This window comes from Microbacterium sp. (assembly GCF_035687345.1).
Taxonomy (GTDB): Bacteria; Actinomycetota; Actinomycetes; order Actinomycetales; family Microbacteriaceae; genus Microbacterium.
Window position 1 is genome coordinate 26,861 of the sequence record NZ_DASRXZ010000033.1, and the last position, 15,259, is coordinate 42,119.

The window sequence follows — 15,259 nt, forward strand, 5'->3', positions numbered from 1 at the left end:
AGACATAGCGGTCCCCGAGCGCGAGCGCAACGGCCGAAAGCGGATGCTACGCGGCGGTCTCGCGCGAAGCGTCGAGCACGAGCGGCAGTCGCTTCGCCTCGCGCACGACCCACAGCACGAGGAGCGCGAGCAGGATGACGTCCGCCGCGACGTACGCGTAGTGCAGGAACGACGGACCGGGATCGCCGCCCTCGATGATGATGTCGCTGCGCGCGCTGAGGAGCGGCCGGATGACAAGGGTCTGCACCGCGAGCACGACCCACATCGCGCCGACCATCGCCCACGCCGCGCGGTCGACTCGGGGGCGCGGCACCGCGAGGGCGGTGATCGTCACGAGCAGCACCCAGCCCGCGATCGCGAGCGCGGTGAACACGAGACGCCCGATGCCGAGCCCGAGCGGGAGGGTGATTCCCGGCGCCTGGAACTTGAGCGGGGTCTCGATGAAGGAAAGCCCCAGCACGAGCCCGAACCACACGGAGGGCACGACCAGGCGGAGCACGACGACAGAGCGCATGGCCCCACGGTAACGCCGGGCAACATTCGAGCGCTCGGGCATCGACCGTGCCTATTCTCGGCGCATGAGCGACCTGAGCCTGCCGATCCTCGATCTCTCCCAGCTCGACCGGGGCGCCGAGGCGGCCGCGCGCTTCCGCGACGAGCTGCGCGCCGCGACGCACGACGTCGGGTTCTTCTACCTCACAGGCACGGGTGTGACGCCCGAGCTCGAGGGACGCCTGCACCGCGCCGCGCGGGACTTCTTCGCGCTTCCCGAGGCCGACAAGCTCGCGATCGAGAACGTCAACAGCCCGCACTTCCGCGGGTACACGCGAATCGGAGGCGAACGCACGCAGGGCAAGGTCGACTGGCGCGAGCAGATCGACATCGGGCCCGAGCGCGAGGCGATAGACGATCCGGATGCCCCGGACTTCGCGCGCCTCATCGGCCCGAACCTGTGGCCCGAGGCCCAGCCCGAGTTGCGCGAGGTCGTCTCGGAGTGGCACGACCGCCTCTCCGGCGTCGCGCGCAAGCTGCTGCGCGCGTGGGCGCTGTCGCTCGGCGCGCCCGAGACCTACTTCGACGAGCACTTCGGCGAGCCCTCTACGCTCATCAAGATCGTGCGTTACCCCGGCAAGGAGGATCCGGCGCCCCAGCAGGGTGTGGGCGCGCACAAGGACTCCGGTGTCCTCACGCTCCTGTGGATCGAGCCGGGCAAGGGCGGGCTGCAGGTCGAGCGAGACGGCGAGTGGGTCGACGCTCCCCCGGTCCCCGGCGCGTTCGTCGTCAACATCGGCGAGATGCTCGAGTATGCGACGCAGGGCTACCTCATCGCGACGAACCATCGCGTGATCTCGCCGCGCCACCCCGACGACCGCATCTCGGTGCCGTTCTTCTTCAACCCGGCGCTCGACAAGCGGCTGCCGCTCATCGACCTGCCGCCCGAGCTCGCGGTCCAGGCGCGCGGCGTCACGCACGACCCGTCCAACCCGATCCACTCGCTGTACGGCGAGAACGCCCTCAAGTCGCGCCTGCGCGCGCATCCGGATGTCGCCGAGCGCTGGCACGCCGATCTGCTCGCGGCGCGGGCCGCGGCATCCGGCTGATCTCCTCCCGCCTGCGCGACCCTCATCGAGCTGTTTGACCGCGCGACGGATTGTCGCCATAATCGGCAACGATCAGGCCACCTGAAACTGCCCGAACGGGCGGCCTGCGCTGACACGTCCATCTCGATGAGGAGAAGACATGACCGACACGATGCTCGCGACCGCCACCGGACGGCTGTTCATAGGCGGCGAATGGCGCGAATCGTCCAGCGGGGAGCGCCATGACGTCGTGACGCCCGCCACGGGCGAGAAGATCGCGGACGTCTCGTGGGCGACCGTCGACGACGTCGACGCCGCGGCGGCCGCCGCACGGGCCTCGTTCGAGAGCGGTGTCTGGTCGGGTCTCTCCGGCCGTGAGCGCGCCCGCGTGCTCATCCGCATCGCCGCGCTCATCCGCGAGCGCGCCGAGGAGCTCGCGCAGGCGGAGAGCGCCGACGTGGGCAAGCCGATCCTGTTCGCACGTGTCGTCGACGTGCCGACCGCCGCCGAGACGTTCGAGTACTACGCGGCGCTCGCCCAGACGGGTGAGGGCGCGCTGCGCGACACGACCCTCCCGGCCTTCCAGTACACGGTGCGCGAGCCGATCGGCGTGGTCGGTGCGCTCACGCCGTTCAACTTCCCGCTCATCCTCGCGGCGTCCAAGATCGCGCCGGCGCTCGCGGCGGGCAACTCGATCGTGCACAAGCCGGCCGAGGACACGCCCCTGTCGGCCGTGATCATGGCGCAGATCTTCGCGGATGCCGGACTCCCGGACGGCGTCTACAACCTCATCACGGGCGTCGGCCCCGCGCTCGGCGAGCGCATCGTCGAGCACCCCGACATCGACATGATCGCATTCACCGGCTCGACGGCGGTCGGCTCGAAGGTCGCCGCCAGGGCGGGCGAGCTGCTCAAGCCGGTCATGGTGGAGCTCGGCGGCAACGGCGCCAACATCGTGTTCGCCGACGCCGACATCGACTCGGCGGTGAACGCGACGATCAACGCGTTCGTCTTCAACTCCGGCCAGTTCTGCATGGCGGGCGTCCGGCTGCTGGTGCAGCGCGAGCTGCACGACACGTTCCTGCAGATCCTGTCGCAGGCCGTGCCGCAGGTCCCGATCGGCCGCATCGACGACATGGGGACGATCATCGGACCGCTCGTGTCGCAGCGGCACCTCGACCGGGTGAGCGGCTACGTCGAGCGCGCGAAAGCGCAGGGCGGCACGGTGGTCGTCGGCGGCGAGCGGGTCGACCTCGACGGCGGCTACTACTTCTCCCCCACGATCATCACGGGGCTGCCGAACGACGCCGAGGCGGTGCAGGAGGAGGTGTTCGGCCCCGTGCTCACGGTGCAGACCTTCGACACCGAGGATGAGGCGATCGCACTCGCGAACTCGACCCGCTACGGCCTCGCGATGGGCATCCAGACGTCCGACATCGTCAAGGCGATGCGCGTCTCGAAGAAGCTCGAGGCGGGTCTCATCTGGGTCAACGAATGGGGCAAGCTCGACCCCACGCTGACCTTCGGCGGTGTCAAGAACTCCGGCTACGGTCGCGAGAACGGCCCCGAGGCCCTCCACCACTACACGCGGACGAAGTCCGTGGTGATCTCGACGCCGGCCCCCGCGCCCGACGCGCCCTGACCTGACGGTAGGAGATGGTCCGCGCGGAGGACCCGGTACCCGACAGCGGTCCTGCGCCGGCACCATCTCCTACCGTCGCACCGGGGCGACGGGAACGGACTCAACGATGAAGGCCGCCCCCACACCTGGGGGCGGCCTTCCAAGAATGTTTTGCGCGATTGAACGCTGGTCGCGGTGCCTTCTTAGCGGCGGAGTCCGAGACGCTCGATCAGCTTGCGGTAACGCTCGATGTCGATGTCCTGGAGGTAGCCGAGCAGACGACGGCGCTGACCGACGAGCAGGAACAGCCCACGACGCGAGTGGTGGTCGTGCTTGTGCTCCTTCAGGTGCTCGGTCAGGTCCTTGATGCGCTGCGTCAGCATCGCGACCTGCACCTCGGGGGATCCGGTGTCACCGGGGTGCGTCGCGTACTCTTCGATGATCGCCTTCTTGACCTCTGCATCCAGTGCCATAAAGTGATCCCCTTCCTCGTCGTTGCGCGGCGCCCGACGCCCTGTGCGTGAGCTCTCTTTATCCGCGGCCGATCTAACGGCAACCGGAAGAGTCTACCAGCGTCGGAGAGCGAGGCGGAATTGAGCGGATCCTGCCTCCCAATGGGCGGGGATGACGCCGGATGCCGCGCTCCGGCGCGCAGGTACCCTCGATCGGGTGAAGTACACGGTGCGCGTCAAGCCGGGGAGCCGCAAGGGGCCCCTGGTCGAGGCATCCGCCGACGGCCTCACCGTGTACGTGCGCGAGCGCGCCGTCGACGGGGCCGCCAACGCGGCGGTCGTCCGGGTGCTCGCCGACCACTTCGACGTCGCACCGAGCCGCGTCGAGATCGTGGGGGGCCACACGTCGCGCGTCAAGCGCGTCGAGGTCGACGCGTGAGCGCCGGAAACGGTCAGAGGCGGATGCCGCGACTGCGCCGCGACCACCTGATCGACCTGCGCCCGCTCACGACGAGCCCCGCGTTCGCGCGCCTGTGGATCGGCTCGACGCTCGCGGGCCTCGGCGGACAGCTCACGATCGTCGCCGTGATGCTCCACGTGTACGAGCTCACGCAGGACACCTTCGCGGTGTCGATGGTCGCCGTCTTCGGCCTCGTTCCGATGATCTTCGCGGGGCTCTACGGCGGCATGCTCGCGGATGCCTTCGACCGGCGCCTCGTGGCGCTTCTGGCCGCCGTGGTCACGTTCGCCTCGACGGTGCTGCTCGCGATCCTCGCGTGGACGCAGCAGGAGACCGTCGCGTGGCTCTACGCGCTGAGCGCGGTGAACTCGGCCGCGAACTCGATCGTCATGACCACGCGCGCCGCGATCGTGCCGCGCCTCATCCCCCGCGAGCTGCTGCCCGCGGCGGCCGCGCTCCAGGGCATCACGATCGGCATCATGGTCATGGCGGGTCCCGCGCTCGCGGGCGTGCTCGTCGCGTTCGCTGGCTACGCGTGGACGTACTCGATCGACGTCGTGCTGATGCTGTCGCTGTTCCTCGGGCTGTGGGCTCTGCCCAGCATCCGTCCCGAAGGCGAGATCGTGCGGCCGGGTCTCGAGTCGCTCAAGGACGGCTGGCGCTTCCTCAAGCAGGCGCCGAACATCCGGCTGCAGTACATCCTCGACATCATCGCGATGACGTTCGGCAACCCGCTCGCGCTGTTCCCCGCCGTCGGCGCGGTGCTGCTGGGCGGCGGCTCGATCACGACCGGCACCCTGACGGCGGCCGTCGCGGCGGGCGCTTTCCTGTCGAGCCTCTTCTCCGGCCCGATCGGACGCGTGCGGCATCACGGCATCGGCATCCAACGCTCGATCCAGGTGTACGGCGCCGCGACGGTGCTGTTCGGCCTCGTGCTGGTCGCCGGCGCGCTCGGCTGGTTCGCTCCGCCGACGGTCGATGCGACGCATCCGAACATCGCCCTCATCGTGCTCGCGTGCCTCGCGCTCGCGATCACGGGCGCCGCCGACAACGTGAGCTCGATCTACCGCTCGACGATGATGCAGGCCGCCGTCCATGACGCGGTGCGCGGGCGCCTGCAGGGCATCTTCACGGTCGTCGTCGCGGGCGGTCCGCGCATCGGCGCTCTGTACGCGGGCACGCTCGCGACCCTCACCACGTTGTGGTTCCCGCCCCTGATCGGCGGTTTCATCATCATCGGGCTGGTCGGGCTGCTCGTGCGCCTGAACCCGCGCTTCCGCGAGTACGACGCGCTCCACCCCACGCCCTGACTTCGCGAAGCGTAGCCGCCCGGCCGAACATCGGCGGATTTCGGACGCCGCAGTGCCCGACCGGCGGAACGGTCGCACGCCGGGTCTAGAGTCACCCGGGTGAACACCGCAACCGCTCCCCTCCCCGTCGTGCGCGACCGCGTCGGCTCCAACGCGTCGGTCGCGATCCAGTTCACGCTCGCGGGACTCGTCTGGGGCTCGAGCTTCCTCTTCATGAAGGTCGCCCTCACCGGGCTCGCCCCCGCGCAGGTCGCGTGGTCGCGGCTCGTGCTGGGCGCGCTCGCGCTCGGGGTGTTCGTCCTCGCGCGGCGCGAGGCGCTGCCGCGCAGCATCCGCATCTGGGGTCACATGACGGTCCTCGCGGTGTCGTTCTGCGTCGTGCCCTTCCTGCTGTTCTCGTGGGCGCAGCAATACGTGACGTCCGGCCTCGCGAGCATCTACAACGCGACGACCCCGATCATGACGGCCGTCATGGCGGGGCTGATCTTCCGCGTCGAGAAGCTCACGCTGACGCAGATCGCCGGCATCCTCGCGGGCATCCTCGGCGTCGTCGTGATCATCGCACCGTGGCAGGGGCTCGATCTCAACCAGAGCATCGTCGCGCAGATCGCGATTCTCGGGGCGACCGCGTGCTACGGGTTCAGCCTCACGTACATGCGTCGGTTCGTGTCGAACACCGGCATGAGCGCGCTCATGTTCTCGTTCCTGAACATCGGCATCGCCGCGGCGATCATGGTGCTCGCGACGCCCGTGCTCGTCCTCTCTCCCGTGCGCCTCGACTTCTGGGTCGTCGGCAGCATCGTGCTCCTCGGCTGCCTCGGCACCGGCGTGGCGTACATCTGGAACCAGAACGCCGTGCGGGCGTGGGGCCCCACGCGCGCGTCGACCGTCACCTACATCACGCCCCTCGTGGGTGTCGCGCTGGGTGTGATCATCCTCGGCGAGCGCCTCTCGTGGAACGAGCCCGTCGGCGCCCTCGTCGTCTTCCTCGGCATCCTGCTCGCGCAGAACCGGCTGCGCATGCGGTCGCGGGCCGAGAAATGACGAAGCGGATGCCCCGACCCGGTGCGATGGGTCGGAGCATCCGCTCTCGTGGTCCGGTGCGTCAGTCCTGCTGGAGCGCGCCCTGCAGGTCGAGCGTGATCGTGACGTCCTTGCCGACGAGCACGCCGCCCGTCTCGAGCGCCGCGTTCCACGTGAGGCCGAAGTCCTCGCGGTTGACGACCGTCTTCGCCGTCGCGCCGGCCTTGTAGTTGCCCCACGGGTCGACGCCGAACCCGCCGAACTCGAGCTCGAAGGTGACCGGCTTCGTCACGCCGCGAATGGTGAGGTCGCCGTCGACCAGGAAGTCGCCGTCCTCGATGCGCGTGCCGGTCGAGCGGAACTCCATCGTCGGGTGGTTCTCGGCGTCGAAGAAGTCGGCGGAGCGCAGGTGGTTGTCGCGACCCTCGTCCTTGGTGTCGACCGACGCGACGTCGACGCTCGCCTCCACCGTGGCCTCGAGGGGGTTCTCGGGGGCGACGATCGTCGCGCGCTTGACGCCGAACGTGCCGCGCACCTTCGAGATCATCATGTGACGCACGCTGAACGTCACCTCGCTGTGCGACGGGTCGAGCACCCAGGTGCCCGCCTTGTAGCCGGGAACGTCGATCGGGGTGGCGGTGGCGGTGGTCGTGTCGGTCATGCTCATCCTTCGTCTCGGGGCCGCCGCGGGCGCGACGGACTCCTTGGTCCAACGCGCCGCTCGAGTGGATCTATTCCCATGAATGTAAAAATTCTTCGTGCGGATGACGAAGGGGACGGATGCCGCGGCATCCGTCCCCTTTGCGAAACGCGGAAAGCGGTGGTCAGCCGACCTCGATGAGGTCGATCACGAAGATGAGGGTCTTGCCCCCGAGGAAGTGCCCGCCGGCCGGACCGTACGCGAGGTCCGGCGGGATCGTGAGCTCGCGACGACCGCCGACCTTCATGCCGGGGATGCCGTCCTGCCAGCCCTGGATGAGCCCGCGGAGGGGGAACTGGATGCTCTCGCCGCGGTTCCACGACGAGTCGAACTCTTCGCCGGACTCGTACTCGACCCCGACGTAGTGCACCGTGACGGTGTCGCCCGGCGATGCCTCAGCGCCCTCCCCCACGATGATGTCGCGGATGACGAGCTCATCAGGGGCGGGGCCCACGGGAGCATCGATCTCGGGCTTGGTGCGGTCGTCACTCATGCGTCCATACAACGCGAGCAGGAGGACGGAGTCAACGCGGCTGGTCACGCGCCGCAAGACTCAGCGCCCGGTGCCGCGGCGATGCCTGCGTGTCTACCGAGCGCTGAGTTGACCTGGCATCAGGATGCCCAAGCCGCCGCACACGTGTCAAGAGCCGCCCGGCGGGTCGCCGCTACCGCGACGTCACAGCGCGAACAGCGCCGCGCGGGCGGCCGCGGTCTTGCGCAGGAGTTCATGCTCGTCGTCGATCGCGTGCGGGTCGCGCCCCGTGATCGCTCGCTGCCGAGCGGCGGCGAGGGCCGTCGCATCCGCGATGAACTCCCGCATGATCGGCCGACGGTCGCCGCGCAGCGTCATCGCCCACTGCATCGCCGCCTTCCGCCCACGACCCGTCGCGAGCATGTCGACCTCCTGGGGCGTGAACCACCCGGCCGCCGCGTACTCGCCGAGTCGCGCGCGCGTGAGCCGTGCCTCTTCGCGTCGCAGCGCGATGATCCCGAGGATGAACAGCACGAACAGGGGCACCTGCGCCGTGATGTACAGCGCGAAGAAGTCGAGGAAGACCGCCGAGCCGTTCCAGAACGCGTGGAGACCCATCGCGCCGACCATGCCGATGAGCCACGGGCCGACCGCCTGCCCCGGTGTGAGGCCGCGCCGAGCCGCGAGGCCGAGTGCCAGGCCGGTGAGGCTCGTGAACATGACGTGAGCGAACGGCGACAGGATCCCGCGCAGGAAGAACGTCGCCGTGACGTCGGCGACGCCGCCCTCGATGAGGCTGATCGCGAAGTACTGGATGTTCTCGGTGAAGGCGAACCCGGCCCCGATGAGCGCGCCGTAGACGACGCCGTCCACCGGGCCGTCGAACGCGCGCCGGGCGCTCGCGAAGAGGATGAACACGCCCAGGCCCTTCGCGAGCTCCTCGACGATGGGTGCCTGGATGACAGCGGATGCGGCATCCGCGGCGACGGAATCGGCCGGGCCGAACAGGATCGTCAGCAGCAGGTCGACGCCGAGGGCGATCGCGACCGATGCGATCGCGCCCCACGCGACCGCGAACACGACGAGACCGCGCGGCTCGGGCTCCCAGCGGTCGACGAGGCGGATCGCGATGAAGACGCCCGCGAGCGGGATGAGCGCGAGGATCATGCCGACGATCGACGCGCCCGCGCCGATCGCGTTGAGGAAGTAGGCCGCGAGGACGAAGAACAGCAGCACGAGCACACCCGACAGCCAGATCGGGGCGGTGCGGCCGAGCCGCGACGGCACGGACACGGGAACGGATGCGGGCAGCGTGCCGACCGGCGGGATGGCGGCGCCGTGACCGATCTGAGGCTGGGCGAGGGGCGACGGGAACGGGGGCGGGACGAGCGAGGGTCGTCCGTCCGGGTTGGTCGTCATGCGCACAGCCTAGGGTCGGCGGCGCGGTCGCCGCACATCCGAATAGGCTGGTCGGATGCGTTTCGCCCACGTGACCCGGACGGGGTCGGATGCGCCGCGCCTTGCCGTCGTCGACGGCGATACGGCCGTCCTCGTCGAGAGACTGTTCCCCGGTGCGCCGAGGTATCTCGAAGAGCTCATCGCCGGAGGCGACGAGCTTCTGGAGCGGGTGGCGGATGCCTCGGCCGGCGCGGCGGAGCGGCATCCGCTCGACACCCTCGGTTTCGCCTCGGCGGTATTGAACCCGCCCGTGATCCTCGCGATCGGCCTGAACTACGCCGCCCACTCCGGTGAGCTCGGGCTCAAGACCGACTCCACCCCCACCGTCTTCGTGCTGTGGCCCAACTCGCTCGCGGGCCACGGGGGCACCACGACCTGGCCGCGGTCGCTCAGCGAGGCGATCGACTGGGAGGCGGAGCTCGGCGTCATCATCGGCCGCCCCGCGAAGGACGTGTCGGCCGAAGACGCGCTCTCGCACGTGTGGGGCTATACGGTCGTCAACGACATCACGGCGCGCGACATCCAGTACTCCGAGGCCCAGTGGTCGCGATGCAAGTCGTTCGACGGGTTCACGCCGACCGGCCCGTTCGTCGTGACGGCGGACGAGATCCCCGACCCGCAGGACCTCCACATCTGGACCATCGTGGACGGACACCAGATGCAGGACGCGTCGACCGGGCAGATGGTGCGTTCGGTCGCGACGCTCGTATCGCACCTGTCGCGCTCGGCGACGCTCCTGCCGGGCACGCTCATCTCGACCGGCAGCCCGGGCGGTGCGGGCTACTCGCGCGACCCGCAGATCTTCCTGCGCGACCGCTCGACGGTCACGGTCGGCATCGACGGCATCGGCTCGCTCACGACCCACTGCCGGATCGTGGACTGAGGGGGCGGCCACCGCAGACGAAAAGGCGGCCCCGCGTCCGCGGAGCCGCCCTTTCACGTGGTTCGGCGGTCTCAGCCGCACGTGATGGTGAGGCCGTTCGGCAGCTCGTGCGTGCCCGGGCCGAGTTCGGCGCATCGCTGCGCGAGCTCGCCGAGCGCCGGGAGGAAGACCGCCAGCAGCACGATGCCGACGATGATCCCGATGACCATCAGCACCGCCGAGATGATGATCGCGGCCACCGCCCAGCCGTTGGAGTGGCCGGCCTTCTTGCTCTGCACGAGCGCGATGATCCCGAGGATCAGCGCGACGAGCTGGACGAAGAATGACAGGATGAAGGCGACGATGCCCATCGTCCTGCCCGGCACGGTCTGGGTCGCCGGCGGGCCGTACGGAGCAGGAGGCGCGGCGGAGTACCCCGACCCCGCGTCACCGGCACCGGGGTACTGCTGCGGCGGCGGCTGGTACGCGGGCGGCTGGTACGCCGGTGGCTGCTGCGGGTCGACAGGGTTCTGAGGGTCTGACATGCGGACACCTTTCGGTCGTGACCCTGGAACGCTATCGGCCCGCGCGGACAGCGGGCAATCAGGACTCACACATCGTCGAGATCGGGTGCGCTCGGCTTGTCGGTGATCGGGTCCGCTCCGACGACCGGGATCGCGGCGGTGATCGCCTCGAGTCCCGACAGCCGCGCCGGCGACAGCTGCTTCGTGACCTCTTCGCGCGACATGAGCCCCGCCTCGACGACGAGGTCGGCGACGTTGCGGCCCGTGAGCAGCGCCGTCTTGGCGAGGGCAGCCGCGGCCGCATAGCCGATGAACGGCGTCAGCGCCGTGATCACGCCGACCGACGAGCCCACCATCGCGCCGAGCCGCTCACGGTTCGCCGTGATGCCGTCGACGCAGTTCACGCGCAACGTGTGCATCGCCCGGCGCATCCACGTGATCGACTGGAAGATCGAGTGCGCGATGACCGGCTCGAACGCATTGAGCTGCAGCTGACCGGCCTCGACGGCCATCGTCACGGTGAGGTCGGAGCCCGCGACCGCGAAGGCGACCTGGTTGACGACCTCGGGGATGACGGGGTTCACCTTGCCCGGCATGATGCTGGAACCCGCCTGGCGCGCCGGCAGGTTGATCTCGCCGAGTCCGGCCTGCGGTCCGGACGAGAGGAGGCGCAGGTCGTTGCAGATCTTCGACAGCTTGATCGCGTTGCGCTTGAGCGACGAGGAGAACGACATGAACGCGCCCGTGTCGCTCGTGGACTCCACCAGGTCGGTCGCGAGATCCAGATCGAGGCCCGTGATCTCGCGGAGGTGCCGCAGCACCGCGTTGCTGTAGTCGGGGTGGGTCGTGATGCCGGTGCCGATCGCCGTCGCGCCCATGTTGACCTCCATCAGGAGGTACCTGTTCTCGAGCAGGCGGTTGTAGTCCTCGCCGAGAGTCGTCGCGAAGCCGTTGAACTCCTGCCCCAGCGTCATCGGCACGGCGTCCTGCAGCTGCGTGCGGCCGACCTTGAGGACGTCGTGGAACTCGACGGCCTTGGCCAGGAACGAGCGGCGCAGCAGGTCGAGCTCCTCGAGCAGCGTCTGCAGGTCGAGGCTCAGGCCGATCTTGACCGCCGTCGGGTAGACGTCGTTCGTGGACTGGCTGCGGTTCGTGTCGTCGATCGGCGAGAGGAACTCGTAGTCCCCCTTCTCGCGACCGGCCAGCTCGAGCGCGATGTTGGTGATGACCTCGTTCGCGTTCATGTTGGTCGACGTGCCGGCGCCGCCCTGGATCACGCCCACGACGAACTGGTCGTGGAACTGGTCGTCGATCACGAGCTGGGCCGCGCGGTCGATCAGGTCGGCCTTCTCGGGGTCGAGCACCCCGATCTCCTTGTTCGCGCGCGCCGAGGCCTGCTTGACCATCGCGAGCGCGCGCACGAGGTCGCGGTACACCGAGATCGGCCGCTTCGAGATCGGGAAGTTCTCCAGGGCTCTCGCGGTGTGGATGCCCCAATAGGCGTCGGCCGGGATCTGCATGGATCCGAGGGAATCTGTCTCAGTGCGGGTGCGCGTCATTGCGTCCAGTGACATCGTGTTGTCCTTGTGGGTCGTCACGGAAGTGGAGTGGGATGCCTACGAGCGTACCCGCGCGCGTGCGCCCCGAGACTGTACCTCCCGTACGGTGCGGTCGCGTGGTATGTACGACCCGGCGATGGCGTTCTCGCGCCCGCGAGCCGCGCGTCAGCGCTTGCGCGAGAAGCGCTCCAGCCGTTCCTCGGGCGTGAGCCGCGCCATCCGCTCGATCCACTCCGCCGAGAAGTAGTCCCCCGTCACGGCGTCGACGACCGGCACGACCGAATGCGTGATCGTGTCGTCGTACACGTGCACCAGATGGAAGGACGGGCCGGCGTCCATTCCGTTGACCTCGGATGCCGGCCGCGCGAGGTTCATCGTGTAGCAGGTCGCCGCGGCGACGCTCACCGGAATCCCCGCGAAGGTGCCGCTCGTGGAGTAGTGGAGGTGCCCGCCGAGGATCGCGCGCACGTCGGATCCGGCGATCGCGGCGGCGAGACGACCCTGGTCACGCAGCTCGAGGATGTCGAACAGCGGCAGGTGGCTCGGCAGCGGCGGATGGTGGAGTGCGAGGATCGTGCCGAGCGGGGCCGGCGTCGACAGCACACTCCGCAGCCACGCGAGCTGTCCCTCGTCGAGGTCGCCGTGGTGCCACCCCGGGACGCTCGTGTCGAGCGCGACGAGGCGCAGCCCGCCGAGGTCCCACGCCCCGACGACGGGCTCCTCGGTGGGTTCGAGGTCGAGCAGGTCGCGCCGCAGCGCGGGGCGCTCGTCGTGGTTGCCGGCGACCCACACGACCGGCGACCCGAGCCGCGCCACGAGCGGCTCGACCGCGGCGCGCAGGGCGCGGTACGCCTCCGGCTCGCCGAGGTCGGTGAGGTCACCGGTGAACACGATCGCGTCGGGACGGATGCCGAGCGCCTCGACAGCCTCGAGCGTGCGTGCGAGATTCGCCGCCGTGTCGTACCGGCCCCCGAGTGGCGGGTTGCCGGCGAGCAGGTGCGTGTCGCTCAGGTGGACGATCGTGCGCCGGGCAGGCGGGTACTGGCCGAACTGGACGGGCTGGGGGACCTCCATGCCGTCATGCTACGTGCCGGTGCGGCGGCGCCGGTGGTCCCGCATCCGTGAGCCTCACTTCAGGACGATGAGCAGCAGTCCTCCGAGCACCGCGAGACCGCACAGCGTGAACGACGCGTATGCGCAGACGAGCGCGAACAGCTTCTGCCCCTCGGTGAGGGGGTTCTTCTTCGCGGCCTTCGCCGCGGCCTTCGCCGCGCGACGGGCCTCCTTCTCGGAGATGACGGTGATCGCGTCGGTGAACTCGACCGGCGCGACGACCGGCACGCGTCCGGCGCGCACGAGCAGGCGCAAGCCGATCGCATAGAAGCCGACCACGAGAACCGCGGCGACGAGAGCGGCTGCGAACACCTCGACGAAGGCGATCCAGTCGATCGTGATGTTCACTTCGACGCCTCCTTCTCGCGCTTCTCACGCTTGGCTGCCGCGGCGGCCGCCTCGCGCTCACGGCGGGCCTCGGCGCGCATCGCGGCGCGCTGACGCCGCGTGGGCGGCGGGTTGCGCTTGACCTTGACGGCGCGCCCGGACTCGGCGACCTCGCTCATGGCGTTCGCGGAGTTGACCGCGTTGCGACGCGAACGCAGGAACAGGCCGAGGATGACCGCGACGGCGAGCACCGCGTCGACGGCGATGCCCCACGGGCCGAACCAGACGATGAGCATCGCGCACGCGGCGCCGACCGCCGCGGCGGCGGGAAGAGTGAGGACCCAGCCGATCGCGATCCGGCCGACCGTGCGCCAGCGAACCTTCGAGCCACGGCGACCGAGCCCCGAGCCGATGACCGAGCCCGAAGCGACCTGCGTCGTCGAGAGCGCGAAGCCGAAGGCGCTCGAGGCGAGGATCGTCGACGCCGTGGCGGTCTCGGCCGAGAAGCCCTGCGCGGGCTTGACGTCGGTGAGGCCCTTGCCGAGTGTGCGGATGATGCGCCAGCCGCCCATGTACGTGCCGAGCGCGATCGTGATGGCGCACGCGAAGATGACCCACGTCTGCGGGTCCGCGTGGGCGGGGTCCTGCCACCCCGCGACGATGAGGGCGAGGGTGATGACGCCCATCGTCTTCTGGGCGTCGTTGGTGCCGTGGGCGAGCGCGACGAGCGACGACGTGAAGATCTGGCCCCACCGGAATCCGTCGCGCCCATCCGGCTTGTTGTCGTACCGGCGCGTGATCGCGTACGCGATGCGCGTCGCGGCGAAGGCGATGACACCCGCCGTGAACGGCGCGATGAGGGCGGGCAGCACGACCTTGCTGAGCACCTGACCGAAGTCGATCGCCGCGACGCTCGCTCCCACGATCGTCGCGCCGATCAGCCCGCCGAACAGGGCGTGCGACGAGCTCGACGGCAGCCCCAGCAGCCACGTGAGCATGTTCCACGTGATCGCGCCGATGAGGCCCGCGAAGATGATGGGCAGCATCGTGGTGCCGGTCAGGGAGTCCTCGCGGATGATCCCGTGCGAGATCGTCTTCGACACCTCGGTCGACAGGAACGCGCCGACGAGGTTGAGCACCGCGGCCAGGAGCACGGCGACCTTGGGCCGCAGCGCACCGGTCGCGATCGGCGTCGCCATCGCGTTGGCGGTGTCGTGGAAGCCGTTCGTGAAGTCGAAGAAGAGCGCCAGGGCGATCACCAGCGCGACGAGCAGGGCTGCGGTTTCCACCGTTCGCTTTCGTGAGAATGAGGGGAAGGTCTGAGAGGTGCCGACGGGATCGGCGTGACGAACGAACAGTTCACCGTGAGTTCAGGAACCGGCAACCGGCCACAGAAATCCTTACACCGCGGTCGCCCTCGGTCAACTCAGGACGGCGCGTCGGAGGGGTGTCCCGGCAGACGGTCAGGGCCTGTCCAGCCGGAGCGGGCCTGTACGGGCGAATCGGATGCTCCGGCGGATGCCTCGACTACCGTTGACCTGTGACCGCCAACGACCCGTCCGCGCCTCCGATCGACACCGTCTCCGCCCCGGTCGCCCCGAGGCGCCCGGTTCGTCGCAGCCACCACGGCGACGACGTCGACGATCCGTACGAGTGGCTCCGTGCGAAGGACGACCCCGCCGTCATCGCGCACCTCGAGGCCGAGAACGCATACACGCGCGCCCGGACCGCGCACCTCGCGACGTTGCGCGATCGGATCTTCGCCGAGATCAAGGGCCGCACCCTCGAGACCGACCTC

The 15,259-nt window shown here is 69.5% G+C and carries 16 protein-coding genes and 1 pseudogene; 7 read left to right on the forward strand and 10 right to left on the reverse strand.

Features of this window, described 5'->3' with window-relative positions; translation table 11 throughout:
• Positions 1–46: 46 nt before the first annotated feature.
• The gene (locus tag VFF97_RS04180; protein WP_325032239.1) at positions 47–514 is read right to left on the reverse strand and encodes a hypothetical protein; all 468 of its coding nucleotides are present in this window, start codon (positions 512–514) and stop codon (positions 47–49) included.
• Between the two features lie 64 nt (positions 515–578).
• Between VFF97_RS04180 and VFF97_RS04185 the strand changes: the two genes are divergently transcribed.
• Together VFF97_RS04185 and VFF97_RS04190 are read left to right on the forward strand one after the other, a co-directional pair.
• The gene (locus VFF97_RS04185) at positions 579–1,601 is read left to right on the forward strand and encodes an isopenicillin N synthase family dioxygenase (RefSeq protein WP_325032240.1); all 1,023 of its coding nucleotides are present in this window, start codon (positions 579–581) and stop codon (positions 1,599–1,601) included.
• 139 nt (positions 1,602–1,740) lie between these two features.
• Complete coding sequence (locus tag VFF97_RS04190) at positions 1,741–3,222, forward strand: aldehyde dehydrogenase family protein (protein ID WP_325032241.1); 1,482 nt, start codon at positions 1,741–1,743, stop codon at positions 3,220–3,222.
• 182 nt (positions 3,223–3,404) lie between these two features.
• Here VFF97_RS04190 and rpsO read toward each other — a convergent pair whose 3' ends face one another.
• Entirely contained in the window at positions 3,405–3,674 is a 270-nt protein-coding gene (gene rpsO, locus VFF97_RS04195) for a 30S ribosomal protein S15 (protein WP_179491015.1), read from the reverse strand.
• A gap of 196 nt (positions 3,675–3,870) precedes the next feature.
• Here rpsO and VFF97_RS04200 point away from each other — a divergent pair, with 196 nt between their 5' ends.
• The 3 genes from VFF97_RS04200 to VFF97_RS04210 all read left to right on the forward strand — a co-directional run bounded on the left by VFF97_RS04200 (position 3,871) and on the right by VFF97_RS04210 (position 6,467).
• Positions 3,871–4,092 carry a DUF167 domain-containing protein gene (locus VFF97_RS04200; protein WP_325032242.1) on the forward strand — a complete coding sequence of 74 codons (222 nt, stop codon included), beginning with the start codon at positions 3,871–3,873 and terminating at the stop codon, positions 4,090–4,092.
• Positions 4,093–4,115: 23 nt separating this feature from the next.
• The gene (locus VFF97_RS04205) at positions 4,116–5,423 is read left to right on the forward strand and encodes an MFS transporter (RefSeq protein ID WP_325032255.1); all 1,308 of its coding nucleotides are present in this window, start codon (positions 4,116–4,118) and stop codon (positions 5,421–5,423) included.
• Between the two features lie 99 nt (positions 5,424–5,522).
• Positions 5,523–6,467 (forward strand): DMT family transporter, encoded by a 945-nt coding sequence (locus VFF97_RS04210; protein ID WP_325032243.1) that lies wholly within the window; start codon positions 5,523–5,525, stop codon positions 6,465–6,467.
• Between the two features lie 61 nt (positions 6,468–6,528).
• Here the strand turns inward: VFF97_RS04210 and VFF97_RS04215 are convergent, their stop codons facing one another.
• From VFF97_RS04215 to VFF97_RS04225, 3 genes are all read right to left on the reverse strand, one after another.
• Positions 6,529–7,107 carry a YceI family protein gene (locus VFF97_RS04215; protein ID WP_325032244.1) on the reverse strand — a complete coding sequence of 193 codons (579 nt, stop codon included), beginning with the start codon at positions 7,105–7,107 and terminating at the stop codon, positions 6,529–6,531.
• A gap of 163 nt (positions 7,108–7,270) precedes the next feature.
• Entirely contained in the window at positions 7,271–7,639 is a 369-nt protein-coding gene (locus VFF97_RS04220) for an FKBP-type peptidyl-prolyl cis-trans isomerase (protein ID WP_325032245.1), read from the reverse strand.
• 183 nt (positions 7,640–7,822) lie between these two features.
• The gene (locus VFF97_RS04225; RefSeq protein ID WP_325032246.1) at positions 7,823–9,037 is read right to left on the reverse strand and encodes a PrsW family intramembrane metalloprotease; all 1,215 of its coding nucleotides are present in this window, start codon (positions 9,035–9,037) and stop codon (positions 7,823–7,825) included.
• Between the two features lie 55 nt (positions 9,038–9,092).
• On the opposite strand from VFF97_RS04225, the gene VFF97_RS04230 reads away from it, so the two are divergent.
• On the forward strand, positions 9,093–9,959 hold the full coding sequence (locus VFF97_RS04230; RefSeq protein WP_325032247.1) for a fumarylacetoacetate hydrolase family protein: 867 nt from the start codon (positions 9,093–9,095) through the stop codon (positions 9,957–9,959).
• A gap of 71 nt (positions 9,960–10,030) precedes the next feature.
• Here the strand turns inward: VFF97_RS04230 and VFF97_RS04235 are convergent, their stop codons facing one another.
• From VFF97_RS04235 to VFF97_RS04255, 5 genes are all read right to left on the reverse strand, one after another.
• On the reverse strand, positions 10,031–10,483 hold the full coding sequence (locus VFF97_RS04235; RefSeq protein WP_325032248.1) for a DUF4190 domain-containing protein: 453 nt from the start codon (positions 10,481–10,483) through the stop codon (positions 10,031–10,033).
• A gap of 65 nt (positions 10,484–10,548) precedes the next feature.
• On the reverse strand, positions 10,549–12,036 hold the full coding sequence (locus VFF97_RS04240) for an aspartate ammonia-lyase (RefSeq protein ID WP_325032249.1): 1,488 nt from the start codon (positions 12,034–12,036) through the stop codon (positions 10,549–10,551).
• 150 nt (positions 12,037–12,186) lie between these two features.
• Entirely contained in the window at positions 12,187–13,095 is a 909-nt protein-coding gene (locus tag VFF97_RS04245; RefSeq protein ID WP_325032250.1) for a phosphodiesterase, read from the reverse strand.
• A 54-nt stretch (positions 13,096–13,149) separates the two neighbouring features.
• The gene (locus VFF97_RS04250; protein WP_325032251.1) at positions 13,150–13,482 is read right to left on the reverse strand and encodes a peptidase; all 333 of its coding nucleotides are present in this window, start codon (positions 13,480–13,482) and stop codon (positions 13,150–13,152) included.
• Complete coding sequence (locus tag VFF97_RS04255; RefSeq protein ID WP_325032252.1) at positions 13,479–14,750, reverse strand: inorganic phosphate transporter; 1,272 nt, start codon at positions 14,748–14,750, stop codon at positions 13,479–13,481. Before VFF97_RS04255 ends, VFF97_RS04250 begins: the two co-directional genes overlap by 4 nt.
• 251 nt (positions 14,751–15,001) lie before the next feature.
• Between VFF97_RS04255 and VFF97_RS04260 the strand changes: the two are divergent.
• Positions 15,002–15,259 (forward strand): annotated as a pseudogene (locus VFF97_RS04260) (oligopeptidase B); the annotation flags it as partial.

What these genes read in the sequence shown, in the direction of transcription:
- VFF97_RS04185 (WP_325032240.1), top strand. Translation starts at nt 579, where the DNA reads ATGAGCGACCTGAGCCTGCCGATCCTCGATCTCTCCCAGCTCGACCGG.
- VFF97_RS04190 (WP_325032241.1), top strand. Translation starts at nt 1,741, where the DNA reads ATGACCGACACGATGCTCGCGACCGCCACCGGACGGCTGTTCATAGGC.
- VFF97_RS04180 (WP_325032239.1), bottom strand. Translation starts at nt 514, where the DNA reads ATGCGCTCTGTCGTCGTGCTCCGCCTGGTCGTGCCCTCCGTGTGGTTC.
- VFF97_RS04220 (WP_325032245.1), bottom strand. Translation starts at nt 7,639, where the DNA reads ATGAGTGACGACCGCACCAAGCCCGAGATCGATGCTCCCGTGGGCCCC.
- VFF97_RS04235 (WP_325032248.1), bottom strand. Translation starts at nt 10,483, where the DNA reads ATGTCAGACCCTCAGAACCCTGTCGACCCGCAGCAGCCACCGGCGTAC.
- VFF97_RS04205 (WP_325032255.1), top strand. Translation starts at nt 4,116, where the DNA reads ATGCCGCGACTGCGCCGCGACCACCTGATCGACCTGCGCCCGCTCACG.
- VFF97_RS04230 (WP_325032247.1), top strand. Translation starts at nt 9,093, where the DNA reads ATGCGTTTCGCCCACGTGACCCGGACGGGGTCGGATGCGCCGCGCCTT.
- VFF97_RS04245 (WP_325032250.1), bottom strand. Translation starts at nt 13,095, where the DNA reads ATGGAGGTCCCCCAGCCCGTCCAGTTCGGCCAGTACCCGCCTGCCCGG.
- VFF97_RS04215 (WP_325032244.1), bottom strand. Translation starts at nt 7,107, where the DNA reads ATGACCGACACGACCACCGCCACCGCCACCCCGATCGACGTTCCCGGC.
- VFF97_RS04225 (WP_325032246.1), bottom strand. Translation starts at nt 9,037, where the DNA reads ATGACGACCAACCCGGACGGACGACCCTCGCTCGTCCCGCCCCCGTTC.
- VFF97_RS04240 (WP_325032249.1), bottom strand. Translation starts at nt 12,036, where the DNA reads ATGTCACTGGACGCAATGACGCGCACCCGCACTGAGACAGATTCCCTC.
- rpsO (WP_179491015.1), bottom strand. Translation starts at nt 3,674, where the DNA reads ATGGCACTGGATGCAGAGGTCAAGAAGGCGATCATCGAAGAGTACGCG.